This is a genomic window from Haloechinothrix salitolerans, from assembly GCF_042662605.1.
Taxonomy (GTDB): Bacteria; Actinomycetota; Actinomycetes; order Mycobacteriales; family Pseudonocardiaceae; genus Haloechinothrix_A; species Haloechinothrix_A salitolerans.
Map to the genome: position 1 here is coordinate 1,880,737 of NZ_JBHSXX010000001.1, position 16,106 is coordinate 1,896,842.

Here is a 16,106-nt window from a genome sequence, read left to right on the forward strand (position 1 = left end):
GAGGCACGCTGCTCTACATTGGACGGTCGATGACGGCGTGCGCGACGACAACGGAAAGCCGAACCGTCGCAGTACAAGCGCCTCGCTATCTGTCCACAACAGAACCGGTTGCGTCGCGCAGAGCTGCGATAACTTGCGACCAGTCGAAGGTCGCCAGACCGTCCTCGGCGCGCCTGGTTATGGCGTCTGGATCGAGTAGCACCACGCCGGCGTTTGCAAGCCGGGCGATGCTGTCGGCGTAAGCAGGATGCTGGCGGAGTACGGGTTTGACGCACGGAGCTGCGACGATCGGGACTCCGGCACCGAGCATCTCGTTGAGCACGCCCAGCGCAAGCGTGTCGCTGGTGCCCGATGCCCACTTGTTGATCGAGTTGAACGTCGCCGGGGCCACCAGGACCGCTTCAGCTCGCGGGAGCGATTCCTCCTGCTGCCGGGGCGGTCGCGGGTGCACCCGTGTAAGGCACCCAGTGGTTGCGGCCAGGGCGTCTAGGTCGATCCACGTCGCAGCAGTCGGTGTGGCGATCACGCACACCGCCCAGCCGTCCGCGTACAGGGCTGGAATGAATTCCTCGAGTCGCAACACCGGCGGGGCAGCTGAGGTCACCAGGTACATCCACCGCGGATCGACGTTCACGCGGCCACTCCGGCGCGCAAGGCGAGACCGCGCAGGGCCGGCACGTCACGTCGGCGCTCGCGGGCGAGCAAGTCCTCGATCAACGAGCGAGCGTTCGGGTTGGCCCGGACCAGCTCGGGTGCAACCCGCTCAGTTTCCAGCAGATGGATCACCGCCTGCGGGTCTTCGACTAGCTGCGCGTGCGCCCACGCGCTGTCCAGGTGGAACTGAGCCTGGCGTCCATTCAGGCCGACCGGCAACGCGGTGATGTCCAACTGCTCTGCCGTCGCGAGTGCACCTCGGGGATCATTCAAGGCGACTGCCACTGACGTGCGATGGATCAGCACGTTCGTTGGGCCGAACGCGGTCCACCCGATGTTGCCGTCGGCGCCGAGCCACCGTGCCAGTTCGTCGGCGTGATCGAGCCGCTCGCGCGCTGCGGCAAAGTCGTGGCGACGTGCGGCAATGACCGAGCTGATCAGGGTCAACGCGCCTCGCCAGGTTGCACTCTGCGGATCCTGGCCTCGAAGACCGGCGGCGGCGGAGACCGCTATCTGCTCGGCGTTCTCGCTATCGCCCGCGCGCAGCAGAGCGCACGCCCGCTGATATGCCGCCGCGGCGAGACCAAAGGTGTCCTCGGCCGACTCAGCCGCCTCCCGAGCCCGCTCAGCCGCGGCCCAACCCGCCTCACCGTCGCCAGCCTTGGTCGCCAGCTTGGCCGCCACGATTGCCACACTGCACTGCAGGCCGAGCGCTTCTCGTCGTTTTCGCGCTGGCCCGTCGGCTACCAGGGCGTCAACTGCCGCATTGACTTCAGGCAATCGCCGGGCAACGTCGCCATAGCGGGCGGCCTGATACTTCCGATGGAGATCTGTAACCCGCGCTGACGCGCTCACGAGGGTTGCCTGCTGGCGCAGGGGCTCCTCGCTGTGGGTGCCCAGCATGTGTTCGGAGGCGATCACGCCGGCGAGAAGGGCCGCGTCCACCATGACCTCGCGCCGCGTCGCCGAGGAGCGGCCCGCCGCCATTGTCTGCGGCGGATTGAGCAGGATGTCCAGTTCATCCAGGGACACCTTGAGCAACTTGGCTAGATCCGGACGCCTCCAGGGCTGGGGCGTCAGCGTTCCGCGTTCCCACCGCCCGGTTGTCGAGAGCTCCACCCCAAGCGCCTGGGCGAGGGTTTCCTGAGTGAACCCGAGAGCCTCGCGCCGTGCTGCGAGGGCATCTCGTCGTATCGCCATGATCACTCCTGATTCGCTAGCTCGCCCACGCTACCCGGCGTTGATCGGACCTGATCAGCGGCCATGTCAACAGCCAACGGCGGACGTTCAGGTCCAGACGTACGACCCAGGCCGCCCGTGCAATCGTCAGGGCGGGGTGGCCGCTGAAGGGATCAGCGCGCCTCGACCGCGTGCCCTGCCGCGTGCCCTGCCGCGAGCCTGCGCACATACGCGCGGATTCGGTCGCGATCCTCGGGGAACACGCTCTCCCACGATTCGTTCAGGTCGACCCACTTCGGCGGCTGTCCCTTCTCCCCGCCGAGTGGCGTGTCGCGGCTGATGACCGCTCCGTACGACAGGCTCAGCGTCGGCGTCCAGTCGGCGCGGAAAGAGCGGACAGCGACGGCCGCCGGCACTGACAGCAGCTTGCCCAGCAGGCCGGTCTCCTCCAAGAGTTCACGGGCTGCTGCGTCGCGAGGAGTCTCGCCTGGCTCGACGGTTCCGCCAGGCGGTACCCAGCCTCGCACCCGGTGCCGCACGAGCAGCACGTGGCGGTGCTCCGGGTCGGTGACCCAGACCTCAGCCGCGAGCGGCTCCAACGCGGTCGAACGTGCGCGCAGCCACGCCTGAGCGCCGTCGTATTCGGTCTCGGCAAGGCGGGCATCGACGGCCGCAGCGTCGATGGTCGCCTGGTCAGGCATCGTGTTCGATGCGCTCGAAGATGTCGATGTCCGTCGCCTTCTGCCAGTCCGGCAAGTCGTTCCAGTCCGCGACGTACGACGGCTTCGGCTCGGGGAAGTGCTTGAAGATCTGGCCGATCCAGCACAACGCCACAAAGCGGCCTTTCTGGTCTGGGGTCAGTTTGGTGGTGGCGCCGTCGGTGGCCTTGATGAAGGCGAGGACCTGGTCGTACACGGCGGTCGCGGCGTCGCGTTCCCAGTCCGGGGTCTGGTCCCACGGGGTGATGTAGCCAGGCTTCGGCTCACCGGGGTAGTGCTTGGTGACTCCGGCTATCCACGCCTCGCGGAACACGCGGCCACGGTCGTTGTGCATTCGTTCGTCCTCCATCACGCGGCGCGGTTGCCGACGAGTTCGGTGATCTCGGCATCGAGTCGCTGGATTTGTTGGTCGTTGAGCAAGGAAGCGAGGTGCGGTTGAAGGCCCCGCAGCTTCTGTTCGATGACCCCCGAGCGGGTCTGGCGGGCGGTAGTCAGGACGGTGTCGGCGTAGGTGACGACCTGGTCCGGGTCGCGGCGGTGCACGCCGATCATCGCCAGGTCGGTCAGGACGCCTGCTTTCCGGCGGGCGGTCAAGGTGCCCTGCAGGGCGTCGACCAGAGCCGCTTCAGCTAGGTCGTGGCGGCCCAGCGTGACGTAGCAGGTACCGCGTTCTTCGGCCAAGCGGGAGCCATCGAACCGGAGCCAGCCGCCGTTGTGCACCTGGCCCCGTAGGTGCTGGACCTCAGCAGCGGTGTCGAGGGCGTGTTGGCAGGAGTCAAAGTCGCCGAGGCCGGCGAAGGTCTCGGCCTGCACCACGGCGACCCAGTGTCGGGTCGACAGGCTGGGGTCGCCTCGACGTGCGAGGGTGGCGGCCACGTCGAGCATCGGCGCGGCATCCGCGAATCGGCGCTCGTATACGGCGACGAAAGCATGCCTGGTCAACGCGCAGGCCCACAGGTCGGAAGCGACGGCCTCCTTGCTCGCTGTTGCCGCAAGCGTGTAGCAGTGAGCGGCGTCGGTGTATCGGTTGCCGTCGAAGAAGATTTCCCCCGCCAACTGGAAGAGGTCGGCGGTCAGCTCGCAGAGCCGTTGTCGGATGGTCGGTGTCTGCGGTCGTCGCAAGGAGTCGCTGAGTACACCGAGTTGGGCTCGGACCAGCGGCAGCACCTGGGCCTTGGTCGGTGACAGTGCGTACACGCGCCACAGGTGGGAGTTGAGCTGGGCGAACTCGGCTGCTCCCGCCGTGTCCACCGTGCCCGCGTGAGCTGTGGCGGCGAGCCGGTCGACGTCGCCGAGTACTGTCTCGCCAGCAGGAAGCGCGAGCAACGCGCCGGTCATGCTGAACAAGCGCAGCAGGTCGCGACGGTTCATGTCGTCGGCCTCCGCAGGGTCGGCTGGTTCAGTGGCAACGGTAGAAGCTTGCCGGTTCGGCGTGAGCAACGCATCCAACTGGTCGAGGCTCACATCGAGGGTCTTAGCCAAACACGGTCGACGGTACGGCTGCGGGGTCAGGGTGCTGCGTTCCCAGCGTCCGACCGTGGAGAACTCCACGCCCACCGCCGCGCCGAAGCTCTCCTGGGTGAAACCCATCTGCTCACGCCGCGCGGCGAAGGCATCTCGTCGGTCACCCATGAACACCACCTCACCCCGTCGGTCACCTGCCACGATAGCCAGCTACGGGTCAAGGCTGATCACCCGCTCGGCGAGCTGTACCCGTTCGGACTACCGCCTCTGAAAAGACGTTTATGCAGGTCAGAGGTGGTGACGCCTCATTGCCGCCTCATCGACGCCGCGTCGGCGCTCTGGCTGTCGTTGATCACCAGGGGTTGACTGATATCGCTGCGGTCCGGGCGAGCTTCCGCTTCGGCGCAGCCCGAGTATCCGGAAGCGTCTTTCACCGGGACGTGCCGCCGAGGGGTGTGTGGTGGTGAGACTGCCCTCCACTTCGATGGAATTCCGCTCGCGGGTGTGCTGGCGGGAGCGCTCGGTACCTCGGTCGAGTTCCGGGCTGGTCCGCCTGGCGGGCGAGTCACGACCGACTCGCCGGGACTCGGAGCGTAAACCCACGAAGGAGGATCTGTGACGGTTCAGATGGAGTGGTCGCCGACCACGGTGGCCACGCCCGCCGCGGAGGTCGAGATGGGCTCGGAGTTCGACCTCGACATCACGCTGGTCGAGGTGGTGGACCCGGCGCATCTGATCAACATGACGGATGACGGCTGCGGGACGACGTGCGAGAAGTCGACCTGCATCAGCGCCGCCTGATTGTCACGAGCGACCGGACGCCCGCCTGGGGCTTCTTGGGCGGGCGTCCGGTTTCCATCCGTCGCTTTGGAAAGGTGTCCCGTGTCCACGGCCTTGCCCGACCGCGTCGGCTTTCGAGCCGCGGGTGGCCTGTTGGTCCGAGCTGTTGCAGAGGGCGAGCTGAAACTTCCGCCACGGCCGGCGCTGACTGCGACCGGGACCGACGCCGTCACCGCGTGGGTGGACTGGCTGCGCGAAGTGTGGCAGGTCGAAGCCGTCCGTGACGCCATCGGCCTGGCCAGCCCTGTCCTTGCTGACCGCGTCCACAACCTGTGTGGCGCTCAGGTTGCCAGCGAGCGCGAATCCCGGCGCGTGGTGCTGTCCGTTCTGCGGTACCTGGCACGGTTGACCGGCCGTCCGACTCCCAACGGCTTGTTCGCCGGGGTCGCCGCCGCGCGGTTCGACGCGGATCCGTCTCGGCGTTGGGGCGATGATCATCGCGCGGACGCTGCGGCCGACGCCGGGTGGCTGGCCGAGGTCATCCGGCGGTTGGAGGGTCAGGCCGAGATCCTGGAGCGCTTGGTCCTCGTCGCGAACTCCACGTTGATGGTGCGCGGTGAGCGGCTTGTGGTTCCGTACCAGCCGACCGTCAACCATCGAGGCGCCGGCGCGGTCGAAGTCGAACTTCGCTACACCGGCCCGGTGCGCGCGGCCGTGCGAGCTGCGCGGACACCAGTTCCCTTCGATGACGTGCGCGAGCAGGTTCAGGCCGAGTTCCCGAGCGCCGCCGGGAGCACGGTAACCGGCTTGCTGGCCACGTTGGTCGCTCGTCGCGTGCTCGTCACCAACCTCCATGCGCCGAGCACGGAGCCCGACGCACTTGGCCACTTGGTGCGCGAGCTGGCCACGGTCGGCGAGGCTGCCACCGAGTGGTGCATGACGCTGAACGACATCCACGACATGTTGCGGCGACATCGGAATAGCCCAGCGGAAGCGCGGCGCAGGCTACGGACCGACGCCGCCGCGTCCATGAGCTGCCTGGCTCCGTCACGGCGGAGCCCAGTCACGGTCGACCTGCGGCTGGACCTGGACGTAGTGCTCCCCGGCGCGGTCGCCCGCGAAGCGGAACGTGCCGCGCTGGTCCTGGCGCGACTGACCTCCCGCGCCAGCAGTACGGCAGCCTGGGCGGACTTCCACCGACGCTTCTACCAGCGGTTCGGCACCGGCGCACAGGTGCCCCTGCTCGAGGTCATTGCCGACAGCGGGATCGGCTGGCCTGACGGCTACCCCGGCACCAGGGGAGTGGTCACACGACCCCAGCAGACGCCTCGGGACGAACGGCTGCTGGCGTTGGCCCAGGCCGCCGCGTTGGACGGTCAGCAAGAGGTCGTCCTCGACGAGAGGTTGATCGCCGAGCTGGAGCTGGCGCCGGTGCAGTCGATGCGGCTGCCCTCGCACCTCGAGTTGTGCGCCCGCGTCGACTCCCCGAGCCTGCAAACCCTGAAGCAGGGCAACTTCCAGCTCGTCGTCACCTCAGTCTCGCGATCGGCCGGCGTCGTCAGCGGCCGATTCCTGCACCTGTTCGACGAACACGACCGCCGAATGCTGATCACGCCGCTCGCCCCGCCCGCGTCTGACGGGGTAATCCAGGCCCAGTTGTCATTCCCGCCTCTGGATCCCGCCACCGCACACGTCGCCCGCAGCGCCCAGGTCCTGCCAACCATCGTCAGCCTCGCCGAACACCGCGACACCGCCGCGTCAACAGCGGTTCTCACGGCGGCGGACTTGGCGGTCAGTTGCGACAGCGACCGCCTGTATCTGACCGCACCCGCCCTCGGCGCGAGGGTCGAAGCGTGGGGCTTGCACGCACTCAACCTGCGCAAACACACTCCGCCGCTGGCCCGCCTCCTGGTCGAACTGACCCGCGCCCACTGCGCGGAGGTCACCGACTTCGACTGGGGCACGGCGGCCACGTTGCCGTTTCTTCCCCGGCTGCGCTTCGGCCGCATCGTGCTGTCCCCGGCCCGGTGGCGGTTGGCCGCAGCCGACCTTCCCGACCGGACCTCCAGCTGGGCGACCTGGGAGGGCGCCTTGGCCGAATGGCGCACCCGCCGCCGCCTTCCGCAGGCGGTGTTCCTGGTCGACGGGGACTGGCGGTTGCCGCTCGATCTCGTCGAGGAAACGCACCGGGTCCTGCTGCGCGAGCACCTCGGTACCCACCCCCACGCGGTGCTGGAGGAAGGACCCGCTGAGAACGCCGCCGGATGGCTCGATGGCCGTGCTCACGACGTCGTCGTGCCCATGGCCAGCTATCAGCCGCAGGCCACGACGCGACCACCACGCCCGACGTCCCAGCGGATCGTCCGGCCAGGTGAGCACGGGCTGTCGCCGGGTGGTTCCCCCATGCTGTTCGCCAAGCTCTACGGCGACCCGCAACGTCACAACAGCGTGCTCGCCGAGCATCTGCCCGCACTGCTGGCGGAGTGGGGCGAGGCCCAACCGCGGTGGTGGTTTCTGCGATTCCGCGAGGGCAACGAGCACTACCTGCGCTTGCGGATCAGTCTCCGCAGCGCAGAGCCAGTGGTGTTCGGCGAGGCGGCTGGCCGGGTCAGCGCCTGGGCCGACCGGCTCCGCCGCCTCGGCCTGCTGCGTGACATCGCTTTCGCGACCTCCTACCCGGAGACCGGCCGCTGGGGCTCAGGTGCGGCACTGTCAGCCGTCGAGGCGTTCTTCACGGCTGACTCCCGCGCCGTGCTCGCCCAGCTCGCCTGGCCCGCGCGAACGCACGACCATGCTCTGGCCGCGGCGAACTTCGCCGCCATCGCCGTCGCCTTCATGGGAGGGACTGAAGCCGGGATGCGGTGGCTGATCGACCATGTCCCGGCCAAACCTCCTGCCGTCGTGCCCCGGCCGGTGTTCGCCGAGGCACGATGCCTCGCCGACCCCTCCGACGATTTCCGTGCCTTGCGCAGCACGCCAGGTGCGGCTTCGGTTGTCGCGACATGGGCCGAGCGCGCCCAGACCGTAGCCGCCTACCGAGCGCACCTGTCCGGGGCCGAGGGCGTCGACCCGGACGCCGCCTTGGGCTCGTTGCTGCACACGCACTTCCTGCGGGCCTACGGCATCGAACCCGACGACAAGGCGGTGTGCCTTTACCTGGCCCGGACCGCGGCCCTGACCTTCGCCGCCCGCACCGGAGGACCGCGATGAACGCCGACCTCGCCTCGAACACCGCGGTCGAGTACGCGACGGGGATCGCCGATCGCCTCGCCCGGCCGGACGCCGCCCACCTGCCCACGGACGAGCCGTGGTGGCACCAATCCCTCGCCCACGGCGCTCCCGGCGTGGCACTGCTGCACATCGAGCTAGCAGCCGCCGGGATACGGCCATTCGACCGCGCCCACGACTGGCTGACCGCCGTTACCAGCAAGCCGATCACCGCCGGAGCGAGCACCGGCTTGTTCTACGGCGCGCCGGCAGTCGCGCGCGCCCTCGCGGGCGCCGCCACAGTCCGTCCCGGCACGTACCAGTCCGCCCTTACGCCCTTGACCCGGCAGATCGCCGCCGACGCCCACAACCGCGTCGACAAGGCCCACGAGCGCATGGATGCCGTCGGGATGTTGCCGCAGATGGCCGAGTTCGACACGATTCGGGGCCTCGCTGGTCTCGGTGCCCATCTGCTGCACCACGACCCCGACGGCACCGCCCTGCCGGCCGTTCTAGGCGCCCTCGTGCGGCTCACCCAACCGGTGATGGTCGAAGGAGAGGCCATGCCGGGGTGGTGGACCCTCACCGGTCCCACCGGCCACGCGGACGACGAGTTCCCCGGAGGCCACGGCAACTTCGGCGTCGCACACGGCATCGGCGGCCCGCTGGCACTGCTGGCCCAGGCCCTGCGCCGGGGCATCGCCGTGGACGGGCAGCGCCAGGCCGTCGCGACGATCTGCGCCTGGCTGGACTCCTGGCGCATAAGCACTCCGAGCGGACACCGGTGGCCCTACATGATCACCCGAGACGAGGCACGGTCGACGCCCATGCACGTGCGGCACAGCGGGGCCAGCCGACGCCCGAGCTGGTGCTACGGAACAGCAGGCATCGCCCGCACCCTGCACCTCGCCGCCCTGGCCCTCGACGACGCCGATCGCCGCCAGACCGCAGAAGAAGCCCTGATCAGTGCCGTGACCGACCCGGAACAGGATGCGTTGATCAGCGACGCTTCGCTGTGCCACGGCTACGCCGGACTCGCCCGGATCACCGCTCACACCGCCATCGACGCACTGGAGCCGGCCGCTTCCCGACTCCGCGCGCTGGCCACCGAGATGCTGCACCGCGCCTGCGCCCAGGCCGTTCCCGAAAGCCCCGGCTTCCTCGAAGGCGCTGCCGGGGTCGGCGTAGCTGCCCTCGCCGCTGAGATCGAGCCCGCGACAGGCTGGGACACCAGCATGCTCATCACCTGATCCGTCCGAACCTGATCCGTCCGACCGAGAGGAGATTCCGCGCTGATGCTGCCGGACAGCTGGCACCACTACCTTGTCGAGTTCGCCGACCCGACAACGGCCGAGCACACCGCCGCGACCCTGCTCGTACCCGCCCTCGACCAGGCCCAGCAGGACGGCGAACTCAACACGTGGTGGCACCTGCGCAAGACACCCGCCTGGCGACTGCGTTACCAACCGGTCAACCCCGAGACCAAAGCGGTCGACACGCTGCTGTCCGACCTGGAGGCCGATGGGCATCTCGCGCGCTGGACTCGCGGCATCTACGAACCCGAAACCCTTGCCTTCGGTGGACCCGCCGCGATGGACATCGCGCACTCGCTGTTTCACCATGACAGCCGCCACTGCCTCGCCCGTGCCACGAAACCCGCTGCCTTGGGTCAGAGAGAGACCACCGTCCTGCTGTTCAGCTCGATGCTGCGCGCCGCCGGACTGGACTGGTTCGAGCAGGGCGACGTCTGGGACAAGGTGGCTGCGCTCCGGCCCACCGCCCAACCCCACTCCAACAACTCTCCGCACACCGAGCGGTTGAGCCAAGCCGTGCGCCGACTGATGACGACCAACACGCACAAGGTCGCCGACGTCGCCCCCGACGTGGTTCCCGAGACCTGGTGGACAGCGTTCGACACGGCCGGCCGCCAACTCGCCGAACTCGCTCGCGCCGGACACCTCGAGCGTGGCCTGCGCGCCGTTCTGGCGCACCACTTCATCTTCCACGCCAACCGCGCCGGTCTCTCCGGCACCGACCAGGCCACCATCGCCGCGCTGGCCGTCGACACCGTTTTCCACAGCACGCCTACCCGGCAGGCACCAGCCGGGACCACCTCCAACACCGTTAGGGTTCCCGCAATGACAACCACCGTCAGTGACGCTTCCACCGGCTCCGCCGACGAGCTGCGTACCAAGCTCGCCGACCGCCTCGTCAAGGACGGCACCGTCCGCACCGACGCTGTGGAGGCCGCGTTCCGGCAGGTGCCCCGACACCTGTTCCTGCCCGACGTCCCCCTGATCGAGGCATACGCCGACGAGCCCGTCTACACCAAACACGAGGGCGACGGCACCCGAATCAGCGCCGCGTCCCAGCCCAAGATCGTCGCCATGATGCTCGAACAGCTCGGCATCCAGCCCGGCGAGCGGCTGCTCGAACTCGGCGCGGCCACCGGCTACAACGCCGCCCTGATGGCCACCCTCACCGGCGCCGACGGGCATGTCACCACGATCGACATCGACGAGGACCTCGTTGCCGGTGCCCGCGAGCACCTGGCCGCCGCCAGCATCAGCAACGTCGAGGCGGTCGCCGCCGACGGCGCGCTCGGCCACCCGGAGACCGCGCCTTTCGACCGCGTCATCGCCACCGTCGGCGCCCACGAGGTCCCGGCTGCCTGGCTCGACCAGCTCGCACCCTGCGGACGTCTGGTAGCTCCGGTGCGCCTGCGTGGTTGTGCCTCTCGCAGCATCGTCTTCGAACGCGACCAGGACGGCTGGCGCAGCCTGGGCAGCGAGATGGCGATCTTCATGCCGCTGCGTGGCCTTGGCGACGACGCTCGCCGCGTTCTGGACCTCACCGGCACCGGGGAGGTGACGCTGCAAATCCACAAGGACAACAACCACGCCACCGACCCGGACAACCTGACCGGGGTCTTCGAAAGCCCGGCCTGCGAAGTGTGGACCGGCGTGCACTTCGTCCCGATGGAATCCTTCGAATGGCTGGATCTCTGGCTGGCTTGCCACCTGCCCAACCCGCTGATGCGCATGGAGGTCGCCGCCGCCGCGAAGGAAAGCGGCCTTGTGCGGCCGATGTTCCCCTCGGTGGCGATGGCCACCACCGCCGCCGATGGCAGCCTCGCCTACCTCACCATCCGCGCCGCTGACCCCGATCCGGACGGCGGCCGACGCTACGAGGTCGGCGTCATCGGCCACGGCCCCAACGCGCAGGAACTCGCCGAGCAGGTCTCGGTCGAGATCTCGACGTGGGACCAGGGCTTCCGCTCCAGCACCGTCCGATTCGCCATTCCCGACACCGCGCCCCAGCCGGACACCAACCCCGGCTTCGTGGTCCTGGACCGCCCCACCAAGCCCATGACCGTCACCTGGGAGTGACGCCCGTGGACCCCGCCGGCCAGTTCGCGCGCCGCTTCCCCCTCGTTGCCCGAACCCGCCCGGCCTGCCTCCCGCTGGCCCGGCGGGTGGCCGAGCTGTGCGACCGAGCACGCCAAGTCGAGCACAGCGGCGACCTCGCCGAAGCCGCCGCCGTGCACAACAACGCGGCGCTCATCGCCTCCGACTGCGGCCTGCCCGAACTGGCCCGGCGGTGGTGCCACCAGCAGGTGAACATCTACCTGCGCGTCCGCCCCTTGGGCGCGCAGGTAGCCCGGCTCGCTCTCGAACCGATCACCAACCTCGCCCGTCTTTACATCCGCGAGGGTCAGGGCGAGCGCGCCTTCGCGCTGATGGACACCCTGTTCACCGCGGTCTCCGCCCGAACTGACGCCATCGTCGACGGCATCGAGATCCCGGCCGAACTCACCGACTCCGCCGAGACGCACCAGCACATCCGCAGCTGGCTGTGGGCAGTCCTGCTGGCGACCGGTGGCCGCGCTCTGGCCGCAGCCGGCCGCTGGGCGGAGGCACGCGCCCGGCTCGACGCGTACAAGGGCGTCGGGCGACGGATGCTTGACGGTCGCCAGATCGCGGTCATCGCCCACGCCGTATCCAGGGACACCGACAGTGCCCTTGCCCTCCTGGCCGAGACAACACCAGGAGACCCCTGGGAGAACGCCGTGACTGCCTGCCTGACCATCCAGTGCACCTCGGGCGACGCCGACTTGGCCGCGCTCGTGAACCGGTACCACGGCCTCGACGTCTCCGCGCCAGGCTTGGCGGTCTTCCACACACGGCTCGGGTTGTCTTTCATTGACGCCATCGGCACTGTCGACGATCCATCCGTCCGCCAGATCGCCGTCAATCTGATCGACCACGCCACCGCTACACGAGACGGATACGTCGCCCGCGACGTGCTCACCCACAATGGCTGCCGCGAACTGCTCACCGACTCCCAAGCACGCGAGATGGCCGACTTGGTAGAAGCGTGTGCACTCGGCAGCGGCACACTCCCTGCCCCGCTGCTGACAGACCTCACGACAGCACTCGCCTCCGCCGAAGAGGTCATGGCACGCAAGGTGAATGCGACGTCGTCCAACGTCAAACTTCCAGCAAGCTCGTGATGCTGGTCCCAATCGAAGCCGTTACACCACAACGGGTTTGGTTCCTCTGTCCGAGAAGTAGTCCGTGTCGATCATTAGCCAGTACTCGCCAACCCGACGACCGTTGACACGAAGGAACCGATGCACACCACCACTACTTCGCCGGAAGCGTTGCGTGCGGCAATGGTCGAGAGAATCCGGAAAGCCGGACACGCGCAGCGAAGCGAAGTCGAGCGGGTCCTGCTCGACACACCGCGGCACGAGTTCGTACCGGACGCCGACCTGGCGGTCACCTACGACCCGTGGCAGGCGGTAGTCACCCATCGCTTCGACGACGGCCGGTCGTTGTCCTGTGCGTCGGCGCCGTGGCTGGTCGCGGCCATGCTCGACCAACTCGACGTCCAACCGGGCAACCGCATCCTCGAGATCGGCGCGGGAACCGGGTACAACGCCAGCCTGCTTGCCCAGCTGACCGGCCGCGCGGACCTGGTGACCACCATCGACATCGACCCGGACGTCACCGCGAAAGCCTCACAAGCGCTGGCCGCCACGGGCTACGGCGACGTTCACGTGATCACCGGCGACGGCGGGCACGGCTACCCCGACCACGCCCCGTACGACCGCATGATCGCCACCGTCTCGCCTTGGGACATACCCGCCCCGTGGTGGCAGCAACTTGCCCCCGGAGCACGGCTGGTCGCCCCGCTGCGGTGGCGCGGCCAGGGACGTAGCGTCAGCTTCACCTACACCGACGGCCGCCTTGTCTCCGACTCGCTGCACCTGTGCGGCTTCGTGTACCTCCGCGGGGAGACCGAGGGCGAGCTCAGCGGCCCGATTACCGCCGACGACAAGGTGAAGCTCCACTGGGACCGCGACCAAGCCGTGGACCTCAACACACTGGGTGGAGTGCTCGACCAGCCACGCGTCACGGCCTGGTCCGGCATCACCATTGCGCCCAACGAGGGCCATGACGGGTTCTGGCTACGGCTTACCGTCACCGACCAGCGCGTATGCCGCATCAGCGCGCACCCGGACGCTATCCCGGAGGTAGTCAACCCGATCGGCGGGTACTGGCGCCCGGCGCTGGTTGACGGCGGCTCGCTCGTCTACCTGACGGCTCGCAGGCTGGAGACCGGCGACGATGTGCACTGGGAATTGGGTGCGATCGGTCATGGCCCCGCCGCTACCGAGCTGACCGAGCACCTGTGTGACGAGGCCCGAGCCTGGTCTCCCGAACGCGATCACTACGAGCCCAGGCTGGTCATCTACCCCGCAGACATCCCGGACAGCGAGCTTGGCCGCCCCGTTTTCGAGAAGACTCACAGCAGGTTCGTGTTCACCTACGACTGCATCTCCGAGTGACCCCGACGGAGGCACCAACCGACGAGGCAGACCGGTCTGATCTCATGGGGGAATGGTCAGCGCGGTGGTGTTCGACGTGGGTGAAACTCTGCTGGACGATTCACGTGAGTGGCGTGCGTGGGCCGACTGGGTGGGGGTGTCTCCACATACGTTCTCGACCGTGCTCGGCGCTGTGACGGCGGCGGGCCGGGACAACGCCGAGACGTTCGAGTACTTCCGCCCCGGCTTTGACCTGGCCCGTGAGCGACAGTTGCGGGAGGAGGCCGGGCGCGGGGAGCAGATCGACGACAGCGATCTGTACCCGGACGTACGGCCCAGCCTGGCGGCCCTCCGCGCAGGAGGTTTGTGGGTCGGTGTCGCCGGCAATCAGACCCCGCGAGCTGCTCAGCTGCTGCGGGCATTGGACTTGCCCGTGGACTACGTCGGCACGTCCGGCGAATGGGGTGTGGCGAAGCCGAACCCCGGCTTCTTCGAACGGGTCGTCGAGGTCGCACCCGGCCCGGCCGACCAGATCGTGTACGTCGGTGACCACCGCGACAACGACGTGCTGCCCGCGAAGGCGGCCGGTCTCCGTGCAGCATTGATCCGGCGCGGCCCATGGGGATACCTCTGGGCCGACGACCCGGTGGCGAGGGAGAGCGCCGATTGGGTGATCGACTCGCTCGCCGAGCTGCCCGCCCTTCTTCTCGACCAGTAGCCCGGCAGCCGTCAACGCGCGCGAGCCCAGGCAGCCAACTCCAATAGGCGGTCATCTGGTGACCCGTGGGTTCGCAGCAGCGCCGACAGCGTCTGCCGAACCTGGGGGTGCTCGCGAACGTGCTGCGGGGCGACCCGACGGGCGGCTTCCAGCCCGAGGTAGGCGTCCTGGTGGTGGCCAAGGCGAAGCTGGGCGCGAGCGAGGTCGATGTAGTAGTGCGAGCGCCGTTCGGCAGGGAGATGACTTGGTGGGTGCCAGGATGCCGCTCGCTCCACCGCCGCTGGGCTGTCGCCCAGCTCGACGGCGACCGCGAGCTCGTGGATGCGTACCGACGCTGGTCCGAAGGCCGTGCCGAAGTAGACACCTTCAGGCACCTGCCGGGCGGCTCGATGAGCCTCGCCGAGGTGATCCCACGCGGCGTCGGGCTTGCCAGCGCGGCCGGCGACGACAGCGGCTCGCATGTGCAGGGCGCCGAAGGCCGCGGCGGAGGACGCCGACGCGCTGAGGTCAGCCGACAGATCGTCCGCCGCGGCCATCAGCAGCCGCGAGGCCGACGCCAGGTCGCCCGTGGCGAAGAAGGTCTCGGTGCGCACGTAGGCGACAGCGGCCACCAGCAGCGGATCCTCGGCTGCCAGGGCGGACACGCGCATGAGGTCGATGATCCGGGCCGAGAGGTCGAGGTAGCCGAACTTGTAAGCCACACCATCGGCTGCCCGGAAGGCGAGAGTCAGCAGCATGGCGGTGTCGCGTGCACCGTGCCGGGCATCGGCGTGCGCCCGCGCCAGCTCGGAAATCAGGCCGGGCAGACGCCACGCCATCTCGACATAGCGCGCCTGCAGGCGGTGCTCGATCATTCCTGCGACCTCGGCTGCGAGTTCGGCGAAGGAACGGGTCGGACCGTCGTCCGGGAGATCGATGCTGTCGAGCGCCCGCCGCAGCTGCGGGATGGCGGCGTGCACAGCGTCATCACCGGAGAACACGTTGACCATTCCCGGCTGATGATCAGCGAGAGGCGCGGAGAATGAAGGACCGGGCGTGAGGAATGGTTCGAGAACGGCTGACGGATTTGTGTGCCGTTTCGTTCGCCGGAGCAGGTCGTCGAGATGATCTAGGCTGACGTCCAGTGCTGTGGCAAGGTCGGGACGTTGCCACGGTTGGGGAGACTGCACACCGCGTTCCCAACGCCCGACGGTGGTTCGGTCGACACCCAGCTTGTCGGCGAAGGTCTCCTGCGTGTACCCAGCGGCGTGGCGGCAGTCGGCCAACGGGCTGGACGGTTGGATCGCCATCTCCTCACCCCCTGGTGTGCGGCTGTCACGCTACCCGGTCCGGTTAGCGCAGCTCACGAGGGTCAACGCCGCATCAGCGCCTCATCGCCGCCCCACCTGCGCTCTGGTGGCCGACGGCAGCGGGCGATCTACTGGCGTTCGACAACACCGGCACGGCAGCGGAACTGGGGAGCCACGATTCCTGCCCGTTCAGTATTCGGCACCTGTTCTCCCGGAAATGACTCATTCCTTGGCAATGTCGCGCAACAAGAACGCCGTGGTGA

General features: G+C 68.6%; 13 protein-coding genes. 7 read left to right on the forward strand and 6 right to left on the reverse strand.

The genetic code is table 11. The annotated features are described in order from the left end of the window. Nucleotides 1-85: 85 nt before the first annotated feature. The 5 genes from ACFQGD_RS08905 to ACFQGD_RS08925 form a co-directional block, all read right to left on the reverse strand. The gene (locus tag ACFQGD_RS08905) at nucleotides 86-613 is read right to left on the reverse strand and encodes a flavoprotein (protein WP_345395011.1); all 528 of its coding nucleotides are present in this window, start codon (nucleotides 611-613) and stop codon (nucleotides 86-88) included. Nucleotides 614-630: 17 nt separating this feature from the next. Further along, nucleotides 631-1,854 carry a helix-turn-helix domain-containing protein gene (locus tag ACFQGD_RS08910; protein WP_345395014.1) on the reverse strand — a complete coding sequence of 408 codons (1,224 nt, stop codon included), beginning with the start codon at nucleotides 1,852-1,854 and terminating at the stop codon, nucleotides 631-633. A gap of 152 nt (nucleotides 1,855-2,006) precedes the next feature. Continuing rightward, a complete protein-coding gene (locus tag ACFQGD_RS08915) occupies nucleotides 2,007-2,534 on the reverse strand; it encodes an NUDIX hydrolase (protein ID WP_345395017.1) in 528 nt (175 codons plus the stop codon). Further along, nucleotides 2,527-2,886, reverse strand: coding sequence for a hypothetical protein (locus ACFQGD_RS08920; protein ID WP_075849235.1), 360 nt, complete (start codon nucleotides 2,884-2,886; stop codon nucleotides 2,527-2,529). Before ACFQGD_RS08920 ends, ACFQGD_RS08915 begins: the two co-directional genes overlap by 8 nt. A 14-nt stretch (nucleotides 2,887-2,900) precedes the next feature. Next, complete coding sequence (locus tag ACFQGD_RS08925) at nucleotides 2,901-4,184, reverse strand: helix-turn-helix domain-containing protein (RefSeq protein ID WP_345395023.1); 1,284 nt, start codon at nucleotides 4,182-4,184, stop codon at nucleotides 2,901-2,903. A gap of 447 nt (nucleotides 4,185-4,631) precedes the next feature. On the opposite strand from ACFQGD_RS08925, the gene ACFQGD_RS08930 reads away from it, so the two are divergent. From ACFQGD_RS08930 to ACFQGD_RS08960, 7 genes are all read left to right on the forward strand, one after another. Next, a complete protein-coding gene (locus ACFQGD_RS08930; protein WP_009151814.1) occupies nucleotides 4,632-4,817 on the forward strand; it encodes an FxLD family lanthipeptide in 186 nt (61 codons plus the stop codon). 81 nt (nucleotides 4,818-4,898) lie between these two features. Continuing rightward, on the forward strand, nucleotides 4,899-8,006 hold the full coding sequence (locus ACFQGD_RS08935; RefSeq protein WP_345395026.1) for a lantibiotic dehydratase: 3,108 nt from the start codon (nucleotides 4,899-4,901) through the stop codon (nucleotides 8,004-8,006). Then, nucleotides 8,003-9,253 carry a lanthionine synthetase C family protein gene (locus tag ACFQGD_RS08940; protein ID WP_009151816.1) on the forward strand — a complete coding sequence of 417 codons (1,251 nt, stop codon included), beginning with the start codon at nucleotides 8,003-8,005 and terminating at the stop codon, nucleotides 9,251-9,253. Before ACFQGD_RS08935 ends, ACFQGD_RS08940 begins: the two co-directional genes overlap by 4 nt. A gap of 45 nt (nucleotides 9,254-9,298) precedes the next feature. Beyond that, nucleotides 9,299-11,392: a methyltransferase, FxLD system gene (gene fxlM, locus ACFQGD_RS08945; protein WP_345395033.1), complete on the forward strand. Its 2,094-nt coding sequence runs from the start codon at nucleotides 9,299-9,301 to the stop codon at nucleotides 11,390-11,392. A 5-nt stretch (nucleotides 11,393-11,397) separates the two neighbouring features. Further along, a complete protein-coding gene (locus ACFQGD_RS08950; protein WP_345395036.1) occupies nucleotides 11,398-12,516 on the forward strand; it encodes a hypothetical protein in 1,119 nt (372 codons plus the stop codon). 120 nt (nucleotides 12,517-12,636) lie between these two features. Continuing rightward, nucleotides 12,637-13,857, forward strand: coding sequence for a methyltransferase, FxLD system (gene fxlM / locus ACFQGD_RS08955; RefSeq protein ID WP_345395039.1), 1,221 nt, complete (start codon nucleotides 12,637-12,639; stop codon nucleotides 13,855-13,857). Between the two features lie 52 nt (nucleotides 13,858-13,909). Further along, a complete protein-coding gene (locus ACFQGD_RS08960) occupies nucleotides 13,910-14,554 on the forward strand; it encodes an HAD family hydrolase (RefSeq protein ID WP_345395042.1) in 645 nt (214 codons plus the stop codon). A gap of 11 nt (nucleotides 14,555-14,565) precedes the next feature. Here the strand turns inward: ACFQGD_RS08960 and ACFQGD_RS08965 are convergent, their stop codons facing one another. Next, nucleotides 14,566-15,843 (reverse strand): helix-turn-helix transcriptional regulator, encoded by a 1,278-nt coding sequence (locus ACFQGD_RS08965; RefSeq protein ID WP_345395045.1) that lies wholly within the window; start codon nucleotides 15,841-15,843, stop codon nucleotides 14,566-14,568. Nucleotides 15,844-16,106 lie beyond the last annotated feature (263 nt).